Annotated in this window: 14 protein-coding genes and 1 pseudogene; 5 read left to right on the forward strand and 10 right to left on the reverse strand. The window is 63.1% G+C overall.

What is annotated here, in order from left to right:
• Positions 1 to 169: 169 nt before the first annotated feature.
• From Q427_RS00550 to Q427_RS31810, 3 genes are all read right to left on the reverse strand, one after another.
• A complete protein-coding gene (locus Q427_RS00550; protein WP_043510195.1) occupies positions 170 to 1,066 on the reverse strand; it encodes a DMT family transporter in 897 nt (298 codons plus the stop codon).
• Between the two features lie 103 nt (positions 1,067 to 1,169).
• Positions 1,170 to 1,895, reverse strand: coding sequence for a GlxA family transcriptional regulator (locus tag Q427_RS00555; protein ID WP_197030434.1), 726 nt, complete (start codon positions 1,893 to 1,895; stop codon positions 1,170 to 1,172).
• Complete coding sequence (locus tag Q427_RS31810; protein ID WP_197030435.1) at positions 1,811 to 2,206, reverse strand: hypothetical protein; 396 nt, start codon at positions 2,204 to 2,206, stop codon at positions 1,811 to 1,813. The genes Q427_RS00555 and Q427_RS31810 overlap by 85 nt, the downstream gene beginning before the upstream one ends.
• 156 nt (positions 2,207 to 2,362) lie before the next feature.
• On the opposite strand from Q427_RS31810, the gene Q427_RS00560 reads away from it, so the two are divergent.
• Positions 2,363 to 2,629, forward strand: coding sequence for a hypothetical protein (locus Q427_RS00560; RefSeq protein ID WP_043510196.1), 267 nt, complete (start codon positions 2,363 to 2,365; stop codon positions 2,627 to 2,629).
• Between the two features lie 38 nt (positions 2,630 to 2,667).
• Positions 2,668 to 3,078: a carboxymuconolactone decarboxylase family protein gene (locus Q427_RS00565; RefSeq protein WP_043510198.1), complete on the forward strand. Its 411-nt coding sequence runs from the start codon at positions 2,668 to 2,670 to the stop codon at positions 3,076 to 3,078.
• 53 nt (positions 3,079 to 3,131) lie between these two features.
• On the opposite strand, the gene Q427_RS00570 is transcribed toward Q427_RS00565, so the two are convergent.
• Positions 3,132 to 3,512, reverse strand: a complete 381-nt coding sequence (locus Q427_RS00570; RefSeq protein ID WP_043510199.1) for a Rieske (2Fe-2S) protein — start codon at positions 3,510 to 3,512, stop codon at positions 3,132 to 3,134.
• A 67-nt stretch (positions 3,513 to 3,579) separates the two neighbouring features.
• Entirely contained in the window at positions 3,580 to 4,944 is a 1,365-nt protein-coding gene (locus Q427_RS00575; RefSeq protein WP_051496001.1) for a sialidase family protein, read from the reverse strand.
• 142 nt (positions 4,945 to 5,086) lie between these two features.
• Here Q427_RS00575 and Q427_RS00580 point away from each other — a divergent pair, with 142 nt between their 5' ends.
• From Q427_RS00580 to Q427_RS00590, 3 genes are all read left to right on the forward strand, one after another.
• Positions 5,087 to 5,923: an MOSC domain-containing protein gene (locus Q427_RS00580; protein WP_043510235.1), complete on the forward strand. Its 837-nt coding sequence runs from the start codon at positions 5,087 to 5,089 to the stop codon at positions 5,921 to 5,923.
• Between the two features lie 247 nt (positions 5,924 to 6,170).
• Complete coding sequence (locus Q427_RS00585) at positions 6,171 to 6,611, forward strand: YtoQ family protein (RefSeq protein WP_043510201.1); 441 nt, start codon at positions 6,171 to 6,173, stop codon at positions 6,609 to 6,611.
• A 187-nt stretch (positions 6,612 to 6,798) separates the two neighbouring features.
• Positions 6,799 to 8,595 carry a PHA/PHB synthase family protein gene (locus Q427_RS00590; RefSeq protein ID WP_051496002.1) on the forward strand — a complete coding sequence of 599 codons (1,797 nt, stop codon included), beginning with the start codon at positions 6,799 to 6,801 and terminating at the stop codon, positions 8,593 to 8,595.
• Between the two features lie 152 nt (positions 8,596 to 8,747).
• On the opposite strand, the gene Q427_RS00595 is transcribed toward Q427_RS00590, so the two are convergent.
• The 5 genes and pseudogenes from Q427_RS00595 to Q427_RS35860 all read right to left on the reverse strand — a co-directional run.
• The gene (locus Q427_RS00595; protein WP_043510204.1) at positions 8,748 to 9,191 is read right to left on the reverse strand and encodes a DUF411 domain-containing protein; all 444 of its coding nucleotides are present in this window, start codon (positions 9,189 to 9,191) and stop codon (positions 8,748 to 8,750) included.
• Positions 9,188 to 9,346, reverse strand: coding sequence for a hypothetical protein (locus Q427_RS30835; protein WP_155833406.1), 159 nt, complete (start codon positions 9,344 to 9,346; stop codon positions 9,188 to 9,190). Before Q427_RS30835 ends, Q427_RS00595 begins: the two co-directional genes overlap by 4 nt.
• 60 nt (positions 9,347 to 9,406) lie before the next feature.
• The gene (locus Q427_RS00600; protein WP_043510206.1) at positions 9,407 to 9,724 is read right to left on the reverse strand and encodes a hypothetical protein; all 318 of its coding nucleotides are present in this window, start codon (positions 9,722 to 9,724) and stop codon (positions 9,407 to 9,409) included.
• A gap of 85 nt (positions 9,725 to 9,809) precedes the next feature.
• Positions 9,810 to 10,100, reverse strand: coding sequence for a DUF2933 domain-containing protein (locus tag Q427_RS32975; protein ID WP_043510209.1), 291 nt, complete (start codon positions 10,098 to 10,100; stop codon positions 9,810 to 9,812).
• Positions 10,097 to 12,519, reverse strand: a pseudogene (locus tag Q427_RS35860) (heavy metal translocating P-type ATPase); the annotation flags it as partial. The pseudogene Q427_RS35860 and the gene Q427_RS32975, both read right to left, overlap by 4 nt.
• Positions 12,520 to 12,641: the final 122 nt, after the last annotated feature.

Here is a 12,641-nt window from a genome sequence, read left to right on the forward strand (position 1 = left end):
GAGTAGACCTGCCGGGTTCATGGACAACCGTCATGGTCCATGGGGATAGTCGTGAGTGAAACGCTGACGCGACTATTCCCGGCATCGTTCTCAGAATAGCAAGCGGAATCCCATGTGCTACGGGGTTTTTAGTCTGTAAGGTGGCTGAAAGCGTGGTCAAAGAAGCAGGTCATTGTTCCTGGGTGGGTATCACTCTCCGTCGACGTAGCCGCAGGATGCCGGTGGCGACGGCGGTACCCACCAGGGTGATCGCCATACCGACCAATATCTGCATACTGAGTCGCTCGCCGAGCAGCAGATAACCCCACAGCAGTGCGCTGACCGGTACCAGGAAAGTGACCGTCGAGGTGGCCGTTGCCCCCGCGCTGGAGATCAACCCGAAATAGAGCAGGAATGCCACGGTGGTGCTGAACACCGCAAGGCCCAGGCCGTTGGCCCAGGCCAGTCCGCTGATGGGTTCGGTCGGCCACAGCAAGAGGCCGGGTATCAGCAGGATCAGGGCCGACATCGCCGTGCTGCCCGCCGCCAGGACGCGTACCGGAAGGTGCGAGAGATAGGTCTTCGAATAATTGCTGGCGGCGCCATAACAGAAGGTGGCCCCCAGGGCCGAGAGAATGAACCAGCCGTCACCGCCCAGCGCGAAGTCCAGCCGGTTGGCCGAGAGCACATAGACCCCGATGAAGGCGAGGGCGAGTCCCAGGTACTGCTGGCGCTGTACCGGTGTCGTGAAGAACAGGGCCCCCAGTAGCGCGGTGAAGATCGGGGTGGTGGCGTTGATCAGCGAGGTGAAGCCTGCCTCCAGGCGCACCGTGGCCAGCGCCAGCAGGACGAAGGGCAGCACATGGTTGACCAGGCCCAGCAGCAGCAGTCCCCCCTTGTTTTCCCAGACCAGTTTCAGGTAGCGAAGGCTGAGCAGCAGGGGAATCAGCAGCAGGGCACCCACGCCCATCCGCACCAGAATCAGCGGCACGGGGCCGAACTCGGGAACCGCCACCCGCATGAAGATGAATGACATGCCCCACAGTGACGAGAGCAGTATCAGGCGGAGGGTATCGGCCGGCGACATGCGGCATCCTTATGGGTCCCAGGGGATCCTGTAGGTTACGGTTGAAAACACTACAAGGGAAGGCTGTAACCCGAATATATCGCGCTGAACGCCTTTATTGACGTTAACCCTTGTTGATGTCCGCACTTTTCCGATGGCTGACGGGGAAACGGAATTTCCGGCGAAACTCGCCGGGGCTGAGACGGGTAATCCGCTTGAATACGCGGCGGAAAGCGGCCGTCTCCTCGTAGCCTACCTGCCAGCTGATGTCGTCCACCGGCTCATTGGTACTTTCGAGCAGGCGCTTGGCTTCCTCGATGCGAAGCTGCTGCAGATAGTGGACCGGCGAATAGCCTGTCGCCCGCTTGAAGCGGCGGTAGAAGGTCGGCCTTGGCAGGTCGCACCGATGGGCCAGGTCGTCGACGGAGACATCCACGGTATCACGGGCATTTAGCCACTCCTGAAGCTGTCGAATGGTGCCGTCGCCATGGTCGGTGGGCGGGACGAAGGGAACAAAGGGGGCCTGGCTGCGGGAGTCCCAGTGGTAGAGGAGAAACTTGCCTATCTCCTGGGCCGCAGTCGGGCTGACATGGCGGGCAATCAGGAACAGGATCAGGTCCTGCCAGGAGCTGGCGGCGCCGGACATGACGAACTCCCCATGCCGGCCTGTGACGATAAGCAGCTCCTCGACTCGCAGCCGGATACCGGGGAAATTTTGCCGAAAGGTGGGAGCGAAGGCCCAGTGCGTCGTGGTGTCCAGCCCATCTAGCAGGCCGGTTTCGGCGAGCAGCAGGCGCCGGCGCAGGCCGAGCAGAGGTCGGCACCCTGGGCATGCATGCGCCGTAGCCACGCCACTGTCTCCGGATGCTGCCCGGTTACCCATGCCTGATTCTCGAACAGCATGGAGGCGGTGATGACGATATCGGTGTCGTCCACCTCGCTGATGGCCCGGTGCACCTCTAGCGGCAGGCCACAGGCGCTGGGGAATATCCCCCGTTGGGGACCGACGATCTCGACCTCGAACAGGCGTGTAACGCTGTTCTCCGGCCGTGCCACTACGGCATCGGCAAGCACCAAGGTCTCGTAGAGACCGTGGATCGGCGTACCGGTGGATTCTGCCGGCAGCGCAAGCAAGCTGACCCGCCTGGGATATACGCTCATCGCTTTTTTTTCAGCCCCGCTGATCAGAATGGGCCGTTTACGATCAGTCTGGCTCTGGTGAGGGGGGCTCGCAAGGTGGATCGTGGGCAGCAGGAGGAAGGCGCAAACCTGTGCCGGAATCCTGGATAACCCACCATCAATGGCGAGGAGAAAATCATGTTTATCACCATTGAGCACCAGATCCACGACTCGGCCGGGTTTCAGCAGTGCGCCGAGCGTGTCTTTCCGTTGCCGGAAGCGCTCCATGTGCACCAGTTCCTGCCCGCTGAGGATCTGAGCCGTGCCGTCTGCCTCTACGAAGCGCCCTCGATCGATCGGCTTCGCGACTATCTGGATCCACTCCTTGGGCAAACCAGCACCCAGCGCTACTTCCCGGTCGCCGAGGCGCACGCCATCGGGTTGCCCATGCAGCAGTTGGCCTGAATTCCGTATCACACTGACAACCGAGAGAGGAGGTTGCTATGAAATCCCTGCTGATGACCACCGTCTCCACCCTGACGATAGCCGGAATGGCAAGCCTGGTTCCCGTCCAGGCAGAAGAGGCGCCGGGCTTTATCCAGGAGACCTTCCCCACACAAGGGATCGAGGCGGCCTGGCAGAGCTACCAGTCTGTGTTTCTTGACCCCGATGCGGCCCTGGACGCCCGCACCAAGGAGCTGATTGCCCTGGCGGTTTCTGCGCAGGTTCCCTGTGACTACTGCGTCTATTACCACACCAAGGCGTCCCAGGCCCATGGAGCCAGCGACGACGAGATCAGGGAGGCGCTAGCGTCGGCGGCACTGGTCCGCAAGTGGAGCACGATGCTCAACGGGTCGCAGTATGATCAGGATGAGTGGCGTCGTGAGGTCGATGCCATCTTCGCGCAGGAGTGAGTGGCGCGTTGGCAGGGCGCGGGCCATCATGGCGTGCGCCCTGTCGCTACCGCCTAGTCGGACATGCCGATCACCAGCCAGCCGTCGTCGTCGAGGCTCAGGGGGACCGGGTCCAGCGCACACCCCTCGCCAAGCCCCCCGATCCCTTCGCCGGTGCGGGCCGAGAAGGTCGCGTCGTGGTTGGTGCAGCGCAATTGTTCACCATCCTGGCTGAGAACGCGCTTGCCGCGCTGGTCGAGGGGCAGGTACTGGTGAGGGCACGCATTGACGTAGGCGAGCGGGGTGTCATCCAGGCGAACCAACAGCAGCGGAAAACTGCCACTTTCGCTCTGCAGGGTCAGCGAGCGGGTGTCGCCGGGAGGCAGCTCCTCGAATCGCATGAGGCGCGTTCCCTGCTTGGGTGCACTACGATATTGCTGCCATGCCTGGGACATGCCGTTTCTCCTTATGCTCTTTATGCTCTCGGGGGTGCCGGCATTGTTGCGTATCGGGACTCGCTTGTCAGCGCTCGTGCCGCCCTCGGATCAACCAGACATGGCTGGCCTCGTCGGGTAGAAAAGTGCTGTTTACCACGGCGATGTCGCCGTTGTCGTTCACCGCGAGCTTGTGGGTCAACAGCCCCTGAAGGTTGCCGTTGAAGCCGGCCTCCACCACGCTTTCCGGCACGCTGCTTGGGGGCGAAAATGTCTCGCCGCCATCCGCTGAGTGCATCATGCCCAGGCCGCGAGGCCGCTGGCGAGGATCGGGAAACCGCTCCCAGAGCAGGTGAATGTGGCGGCCTGTCACCGTGATCGATGGATACCCCTGGCCTGCAGTGCGTTCACTCCCTTCGTCGACCAGTTCCCTGGGAACGATAAAGTGTTCGTCACGTTCAGACCGGGAATAGAGGATGCTGGCCGGGTGCCCAGGGCCATCGGCGGCCTCGGCATAGGCCAGGTGAACGGTACCGTTGGCATCCACCGCCAGGGAGGGGGCGTCCGCGTGTCCCGGGGAAGTGGCGACGGCGGCGGGCTCAGCCAGAATGGCGCCGCTGCTGTCGAGCAGGATGTAATGAATGTCGGCAGCGGTGTCCTCGCCCAGGCTCCAGGCCAGATGCACTCTCCCTTCACCATCCACGGCAAGGCTGGGGGCCCGGGCGGGACGGCTGTCGTCCCTGGCGACCGGCTGAGGTTGGGTGAAGGTGCTGCCGCCATCCAGCGAATGGCTGATGGACAGGTCCCCTTCATAGGCCGTCCAGGCTGCCCAGATCGTGCCATCGGGGCCTTCTGCCAGATCCAGGCTGCCATTGTCCCAGCGCTGTTCGGTCAGCCGTCCCTTGCCGGCGCCTTCCCGCGACTGCGAGAGATTGATGGGTTCGCTGAATGTCTTGCCGCCATCCTGCGTGCGGGCGAAAAGAATGTCGCCGCCATGGCTGCCGCCGGAAAAGAGAATTTCCTGCCAGAGTACGTAGAGAGTCTCGGGGTCGTCGCCGGCGATTGTCACGCGAGGAAGCCAGGAGAAGGTATCGCCGCTGCGTGATACGTTGCTAGGCTCGTTTTGCTGTGGTTCGCCGCCAGGGTCGATAGACTGAAAGAAGATGTCCTGGCGCGCCTGGTCAACCCAGAGCACGGCAGCGGTGCCGTCCTGGCGCAGGGCAACCGTCGGGTCGTCCACGTAGCGAAAGTCCGACTCGTTCATGCGCCATGGCCCTACATGGGCGTCACCGCTGGCGATCACCTGGGCGGGTTGCCAGCAAATGCCACTCTCGTCGGCGATAACGGTGGCCGCCAGGGAGAGCAGCAGTGACGTGGTCGCTGCCATGATCGGCTGTCGAAGTGTCAAAGGCGAAGGGTGGCGGGCCAGGCGGCATGTCCGGACATTGTGCATGGCGTCTCCTCGTGCGGCTGAGGATGATATCAACGCAGTGTAGCAGCGAGATGGGGCCGCATGACCTAGCCGCTTCTCTGATGAAGGGCAGGGGTGAAGGACAGGTGTGAAAGACCAGTTTGGACGACAGGGGGAGGTCGACGTGAGAATTTCAGGGATCCATCTGTATCCGGTCAAGTCGCTGAAAGGCATTGCCCTGGAGCGTGCGGTACTCGGTGAACGGGGTATTGCCCACGACCGCAACTGGATGGTGGTAGACGAGGTGGGGCGCTTCGTGACCCAGCGCCAGATACCGGCCATGGCCCGGATTGCGGTCCATCTGGAAAACGACCGGCTGCTGCTGGAACATCCCGGTGTGGCGCCGCTGAGCATCGAGCTGGCGTGCAGCGACCAGCCGACACTGACGGTGTATGTCTGGGAAGATGCCTGCCGGGCCCTGGACGAAGGCACTGAGGCGTCACGCTGGTTGACGAGTGTCCTGGGTGACTGGAAAGGCAGCGGGCTGCGTCTGGTGCGATTTGCCCCCGACGAGCGTCGCGCCGTGGAGCCCTTCTACCAACAGGGGGAGTGTGCCCACACCGCCTTCGCCGACGGCTATCCTTTCCTGATCGCCTCGCAGGCGTCACTGACGGCGCTCAATCAGGTGCTGCAGGGCAAGGGGCTGGCGCCACTGCCAATGAACCGCTTTCGCCCCAATATCGTGGTGGAGGGAGCCGCGCCCTTTGCCGAGGACGGCTGGCGTGAGCTTGTCTCCTTCGAAGGGAGTTACCGCTTCGGTATCCGCAAGCCCTGCCAGCGGTGCAAGATCACCACGGTGGACCAGTCGAGCGGAAGCATCGCTACCCCCGGCGAGCCGCTCAAGACACTGATAGAGATGCAGACCCAGCCGTTTCGCCCCGGGGCGTACTTCGGCCAGAATGCCACCCTGCTCGAAGGCCGGGACCAGTTCATCGCCGTCGGTGACAGTCTGGTCGGCTGAGCCGTCCGGTAGATCTTGCAATCCGAAAAAAGCCCGCAGGAGCGGGCATCAAGGCAAGGGAACTCACGACTGCTATGCAGGGACCTGTGAGTCGTTGCTAGTGTAGCTGTCTGTTTGCTGTTCGCATGTCAGTCCATGGACTCACTTTCCGTGCGATATGGCTTACGCCAGATATCGCGCCGGGCAGGAAGTCATGAGCGGTTACCTAGGCTATGATGGCGCCCATTTCTTGTCTGCAGGAGGACTCATGAGCTTTTACGTCTATCTTTCGGGTGAAATTCACACCGACTGGCGTGATGAAATTCAGCGTGGCGCCGAGGCGGCCGACCTGGACATCGTCTTCACCTCGCCGGTGACAGACCACGCGGCCAGCGATGCCGCCGGTGACCACCTCGGGGCGGAGAGCGATCCCTTCTGGCGCGACCACAAGTCCTCCAAGGTCAACGCCATCCGCACCAAGACGCTGATCGAACAGAGTGACCTGGTGGTGGTGCGCTTCGGCGACAAGTACAAGCAGTGGAACGCCGCCTTCGATGCCGGCTACTGTGCGGCGTTGGGCAAGCCCTATGTCACCCTGCATGGCGAGGAGATCATTCATCCGCTCAAGGAAGTCGATGCCCAGGCCATGGCATGGGCGACCACCACCGAGCAGGTGATCGAGATCCTGCGCTACGTCACCAAGGCCTGACAGCCGGCCCCCTGTCCCAAGTACGAGCTGGCCATTTCGTTGCTCGTCTTGGGGCGACTTCAATGGATGTCGAGCCGACTCTACCCGGGCAACTGTCCCTTCCATGATGCGGTGCAATATATGCTAGTCTGGAGAATAGTCACCGACGATTCGCCGATAGCTATTGTCATCATGGAGGCTCAGTCCCATGGCGCAGGAATCCCGGACGGCACCCGAGCACAAGCCCTGTACATCGCCACCCGCTACCGCTGAGCGGCCCAACCCAGGCTACTTCGCCACCCATGCGCTGGATCGCGCCTTCAAGGCCAACCTGGCCAGAATGACTGCGGGCATCACGCCCGCCGGTCTCGCCAGCGTCTACGTCGAGTGGCTGGCGCACCTGACGCTTTCACCCGGCAAGCAGCTCGAGCTCGGTGAAAAGCTCGTGCGCAAGTCCAATCGCCTGGCCCGGTATGCCGGTCGCCTGGCCATGGACCCGCTGACGCCGGCCTGCATCGAACCCATGGCCCATGATCGCCGCTTTCGCGATGACGCCTGGCAGCAGTGGCCCTACAACCTGATATATCAGTCATTCCTGCTGACCCAGCAGTGGTGGCACAACGCCACCACCGGCGTGGAGGGCGTGTCGCCGGCGCGGGAGCAGGTGATCAACTTCGTCACGCGCCAACTGCTCGATCACGCCTCGCCCTCCAATATCCCCTGGCTGAATCCCGAGGTGACTCGTGCCTCGTTGGCCTCCGGCGGCTGGAACCTGGTCGAAGGCTGGCAGAACTTCCTCGAGGACGGGGAGCGTGCCCTCTCCGGAAAACCACCGGTGGGAGCGGAGGCCTACCGGGTGGGGGAGAACCTGGCGGTTACCCCCGGCCAGGTCGTCTACCGCAACCATCTGATGGAGCTGATTCAGTACGCGCCGACCACCCGGCAGGTTCAGGCCGAGCCGGTGTTGATCGTGCCGGCCTGGATCATGAAGTACTACGTGCTCGACCTGGCCCCGGGCAAGTCGCTGGTGGAGTACCTGGTCGACCAGGGCCATACGGTATTCATGATCTCCTGGCGAAACCCCGGCTCGGAGGATCGTGACCTGGGCATGGATGACTATCGTCGACTCGGCCCCATGGCAGCGCTGGAGGTGGTAACCGAGATCACCGGCAGCCCCCGCGTCCATGGCGTCGGCTATTGCCTGGGGGGCACTCTGCTCTCCATCGCCGCTGCTGCCATGGCGCGAGACGGCGACAAGCGCTTGGCTACTCTTACCACCCTGGCCACCCAGGTGGACTTCACCGAGGCCGGGGAGCTGATGCTGTTCATCGGCGAGAGCCAAGTGTCCTACCTGGAGAACATGATGTGGGGCCAGGGCTACCTGGACGGTTACCAGATGGCCGGCGCCTTTCAAATCCTGCGCTCCAATGACCTGATCTGGTCGCGGGTGGTGCATGATTACCTGCTCGGCCAGCGCCAGCCGATGAACGCGCTGATGGCCTGGAATGCCGATATCACGCGGCTACCCTACCGCATGCACAGCGAATACCTGCGTCGGCTGTTTCTCGACAACGACCTGGCCAGCGGTCGCTATCAGGTCGATCATCGTCCGGTAGCGATCCAGGATATTCGTGCACCGATCTTCGCCGTCGGCACCACCGCCGACCACGTGGCGCCCTGGCAGTCCGTCTACAAGATACACCTGCTGACGGATGCGGACGAAGTGACCTTCCTGCTCACCAGCGGTGGCCACAATGCGGGGATCGTCAGCGAGCCTGCTCACCCGCGGCGCCGTTTTCGCTTGCGTACACAGCGACAGGGCGAGCGCTACCTCGATCCCGACACCTGGCAGCAGACCACTCCGGAGCAACCGGGCTCCTGGTGGCCGGCCTGGCAGGAGTGGCTGGTGGGGCATTCCGGCGGGCAGGTGGCTCCACCCGACCTGGGTAGCGAACGCTATCCGCCGCTTGAGGATGCCCCCGGGCGCTATGTGCTGATGCCCTGAGCCGAGGCGTATCGGCGGATCCCTGGTTGGCCGTAGGGTAGGCGTCGCCTGCCTGTCGGGAGATGACGCGACCTGCGTACTCCCGAGCTGCCGCAAGGGCTTCAGGCTGGGCTGCGCGCTCCCGACCTTGGGTCGAGAGCGCGACGTACCGACTACAGGGTCATGAACGGCAGCGGCTGCTGGTCGGTAAACTGATAGACCTCCCAATCACCACGCTTCGGCCCGGGCATGCCGGGAGTGCCGATGGGCATGCCGGCCAGGCCGATGCCGCCAATCTTCGGCCGCTCCTGGAACAGTCGCTCCACGGCCTCGAAGGGCACGTGCCCCTCTATGGCGTAGTCGCCCATCAAGGTGGTGTGACAGGAGCCCTTGCCATAGGGCAGTCCCACCTGCTGCTTGATCTTGCCGACCTCCACATCGTCGATGAGGGTGACTGCCACGCCGCGTTCCTCCAGCAGGCGAGCGTATTCGTGGCAGCAGCCGCATTGCGGGTTCATGTAGAGCGTGGCTTCATCGGGCATGGTCGCCTGTGCCGTGGCAATGCCACCCAGCAGCAGGGCGGAGGAGAACATGAGTGAGGTGATGGGACGGTTCATGAGTGTGCTCCGGACGTCGGTTTTGGCTTGGTCGAGGTGAAGAGGTATTTCCCGAGGGCGGCGATGCCCAGGCCCAGAAGGGTTAGGACGGCCAGTGGCATCAGCCAGCCAAGCCAGCTCATATTGCCCATCAGGGCAAGACAGTTGGTCATCATGACAGTAACTCCTGAAGAATGATTCGAGTGCCGAGTTGTTACGGCTCGTCATGCATTCGCTCAGGCTTTAGGAGGGCGCCGGGGAGGCAGGGTGGTGCGGTCCACATAGGCCACGGCAGGTACGGTGGCCGTTACGGCTGGTTCTTCAGCCGACAGGGAGAGTGAGGACATCAGCGCCGAGCAGGCAGAGCAGCGATGGTCGTCGGTGTCGACCGAGTCGAGCTGCATCATTGCCTGGGGCTGCAGGCAGTCGGCCTGATTGGCCTGGGCTGCGCCATGACTCGACAGGCTGGTCATCGCCAGCAACAGCGCGAGCAGCAGGGCCAGGAATCGGCCTCCCGCTCGTCTGTGCTGTGATGTACTGATATGTCGTGTCATGGAAACTTCCTCAAGGGTGGTGCTTCTTCATTGGAACCGATCCAGCGCGACATTTCATTGACGCAGCGCAAAGGGTGCGTGCCGATCAGTCATCGTCATGTCGGTAGCCATGGCGATGCATCAGAAAATGCATGCCGAGGCAAAGCAGCATGGGCAGAATCAGCAGCCAGGTACCGCTACCCAGGCTCTGGCCACGCAAGACGGTGAACAGCAGGGCACCCCCCATCGCCACCAGGCAAATCGTCATCATCCAGCGGTGCAAGCGTGAGTGTCCGTCCTGTGGCAGTTTATTGTCTTGCGAGCCATTTGAGTGGTCGCCATTAATTTGCGCCATCTCTTCTCGCGCATGCTGTTTGACGAGGTGAGGTCGAGTCATGAGTATTCTCCTGAGGGTTTTTCCTTCGCATAGCGCCGCTTGAGCAGCAGTGAATTACCGATCACCGAGAGTGAACTGGCCGTCATCGCGATGACACCGATCATGGGGTGCAGCAGGCCAGCGGCGGCGATGGGTATGGCGGCCAGGTTGTAGGCGCTGGCCCAGATCAGGTTCTGCACGATCTTGCCGAAGGTCGCCTTGGAGAGCAGCATGGCGTCGACCACGGCGGTGAGCTCACCGCGTACCAGGGTTACGTCTGCCGCCTCGATGGCGACATCGGCACCGGCGCCGATGGCAATGCCCACATTGGCCTGCTTGAGGGCCGCGGCATCGTTGATGCCGTCGCCGACCATGGCCACGTGGTTACCGTGCTTTTCCTGCAGCTTGCGGATGGCGTCGACCTTGCCCTCCGGCAATACGCCGGCCTGGACCTCGTCGATGCCGACCTCGTCGGCCACGGCGTGGGCGGCTCGCTCGTTGTCGCCGGTGATCATCACCACGTGAAGGCCCAGGTCATGCATGCCGCGAATGGCTTGGACCGACTCTTTCTTGAGGGTATCGGCGACCGCCACGATGCCCATGGCCTGGCCGTCAGCGGCAACGATGACGGCGGTACGTCCCTTGCCTTCGAGCTCCTGCATGGCTTCATCAAGCGCTTCCAGACCCCGGATGCCCTCTTCTTCCAGCAGCCGGCGGTTACCGATCAGCACGTACTTCTCATCGACCTTGCCGGAAACGCCGCGGGCACCGGTGGAGCGAAACTCACTGACCTCGCCGGGCTTGACATCACGCTCGCCGGCGCCGTCCACGATGGCGCGAGCGATGGGATGTTCCGAGGCGTTCTCGACGCTGGCAGCGAGTTGCAGCAGCTCGCTTTCATCGACGCCTTCGGCGGTGATCACGTCTGTGAGCTTCGGCTCGCCGCGGGTAATGGTGCCGGTCTTGTCGAGCACGATGACCTTGACGTCCTTGAAGGTCTGGATCGCCTCGCCGGAGCGAATCAGGATGCCGCGTTCGGCGCCGATGCCGGAACCGACCATCAGTGCCGTGGGCGTGGCCAGTCCCAGGGCGCAGGGGCAGGCGATGACCAGCACTGCGACTGCAGCGAGGATCGCCAGTACCGGCGTGGTAGCCTCGGGGTTCACCCAGGGCAGGAAGTTGGCGCCCCATTCGAGGATCGGTCGCAGGGCATCCGGGAACAGCGACCAGACGACCAGGCTGGCCAGGGCAATGGCCAGCACCGCCGGCACGAAGCGCCCGGTCATGCGATCGGCGAACTCCTGTATGGGTACCCGCGAGCCTGGGCCTGGTCGATCAGGCGCACCACCTGGGACAGGAACGTATCCCCGCCGACGCGGGTCGCCTTGACCCGCAATCGCCCTTCCTTGTTGATGGTGGCCCCGATCACGCTGTCGCCGTTGCTCTTGTAGACCGGTATCGACTCGCCGGTGGCAATGGACTCGTCGAGATGACTCTCGCCCTCGACTACCTCGCCGTCGGTGGGGATCTTGTCCCCGGGACGTACGATCATGATGTCGCCCGGTGCCAGTTCCTTCACCGGTACCTCGACTTCCTCGCCGTTGCGCTCGACACGTGCCGTCTTGGCGCCCAGGGTCATCAGGCGGCGGATGGCCTGGGAGGCGCGCCCCTTGGCCAGTGCCTCCAGATAACGACCCAGCAGGTGGAAGGTCATGATGGTGGCGGCCATCTCGATGAACGAGGTCATCGGGAAGACGAAGCCGATCAGGCCAATCAGGTAGGGTGGCAGGCTACCCATGGAGATCAGCACGTCCATGTTGAAGGTGCCGTTCTTCAGTGAGCGCCAGGTCGATTTATGGGTGGCGATACCGCCGTAGAGGAACACCACCGGAAAGGCGAGGAGGGCGACGATGGCCAGGTAGCCCGGGATCGGCTGCCAGAACATGTGCGGCATCATCAGCAGCATGATCAGGGTGGTGGGCACGGCGGCGATGATCAGCCGCTTGCGGGCCTGGGAGAGGTAGGCCTCCTCGATCTCGGCATCGCCCTCGCCGGTTTCCTGCTCCTCGGTCTGCACCGCGGCCACGTCGTAGCCGGCCCCTTCGACGGCGCCTTTGAGCGCCTCGCCATCGGGGCCATCGGTAGCAACGGTCACCGAGACCCGATGACTGGCGATATTGGTGTCGATTGACTCGACGCCTTCCAGGCGCTCGAGTGTCTTGCGTACGATGCCGGCGCAATGGTCCGATCCCATGCCGGGCACCGTCAGGCGAATTTGCTGCTTGCCGTTACCGCCACTGACGGCGGCCACGTCATAGCCGGCCCCCTCGACGGCTTCCTTCAGGGTATCGCCGTCGGGCCCGCCATCATCGAGGGTCACGCTGACCCGGTGGCTGGCGATATTGGTCTGAATTTCGCCCACGCCATCGAGGCGTTCGAGCGTCTTGCGCACGATGCCGGCACAGTGGTCACTGCCCATGCCCGGTACTGTCAGGGTGATCATCCTTGTCGCGGTGTCGCTCATCGCGTCTCTCCTGCTGGCGGGGCCGAGGGGGCGACCAA

Source organism: Halomonas sp. BC04, assembly GCF_000568385.1.

Bases quoted from the DNA above. Each gene is read 5' to 3' on its own strand.
- Q427_RS00550 (WP_043510195.1), bottom strand. From the start codon at position 1,066: ATGTCGCCGGCCGATACCCTCCGCCTGATACTGCTCTCGTCACTGTGG.
- Q427_RS31810 (WP_197030435.1), bottom strand. From the start codon at position 2,206: ATGAGCGTATATCCCAGGCGGGTCAGCTTGCTTGCGCTGCCGGCAGAA.
- Q427_RS00560 (WP_043510196.1), top strand. From the start codon at position 2,363: ATGTTTATCACCATTGAGCACCAGATCCACGACTCGGCCGGGTTTCAG.
- Q427_RS00565 (WP_043510198.1), top strand. From the start codon at position 2,668: ATGAAATCCCTGCTGATGACCACCGTCTCCACCCTGACGATAGCCGGA.
- Q427_RS00570 (WP_043510199.1), bottom strand. From the start codon at position 3,512: ATGTCCCAGGCATGGCAGCAATATCGTAGTGCACCCAAGCAGGGAACG.
- Q427_RS00575 (WP_051496001.1), bottom strand. From the start codon at position 4,944: ATGCACAATGTCCGGACATGCCGCCTGGCCCGCCACCCTTCGCCTTTG.
- Q427_RS00585 (WP_043510201.1), top strand. From the start codon at position 6,171: ATGAGCTTTTACGTCTATCTTTCGGGTGAAATTCACACCGACTGGCGT.
- Q427_RS00590 (WP_051496002.1), top strand. From the start codon at position 6,799: ATGGCGCAGGAATCCCGGACGGCACCCGAGCACAAGCCCTGTACATCG.
- Q427_RS00595 (WP_043510204.1), bottom strand. From the start codon at position 9,191: ATGAACCGTCCCATCACCTCACTCATGTTCTCCTCCGCCCTGCTGCTG.
- Q427_RS30835 (WP_155833406.1), bottom strand. From the start codon at position 9,346: ATGATGACCAACTGTCTTGCCCTGATGGGCAATATGAGCTGGCTTGGC.
- Q427_RS00600 (WP_043510206.1), bottom strand. From the start codon at position 9,724: ATGACACGACATATCAGTACATCACAGCACAGACGAGCGGGAGGCCGA.
- Q427_RS32975 (WP_043510209.1), bottom strand. From the start codon at position 10,100: ATGACTCGACCTCACCTCGTCAAACAGCATGCGCGAGAAGAGATGGCG.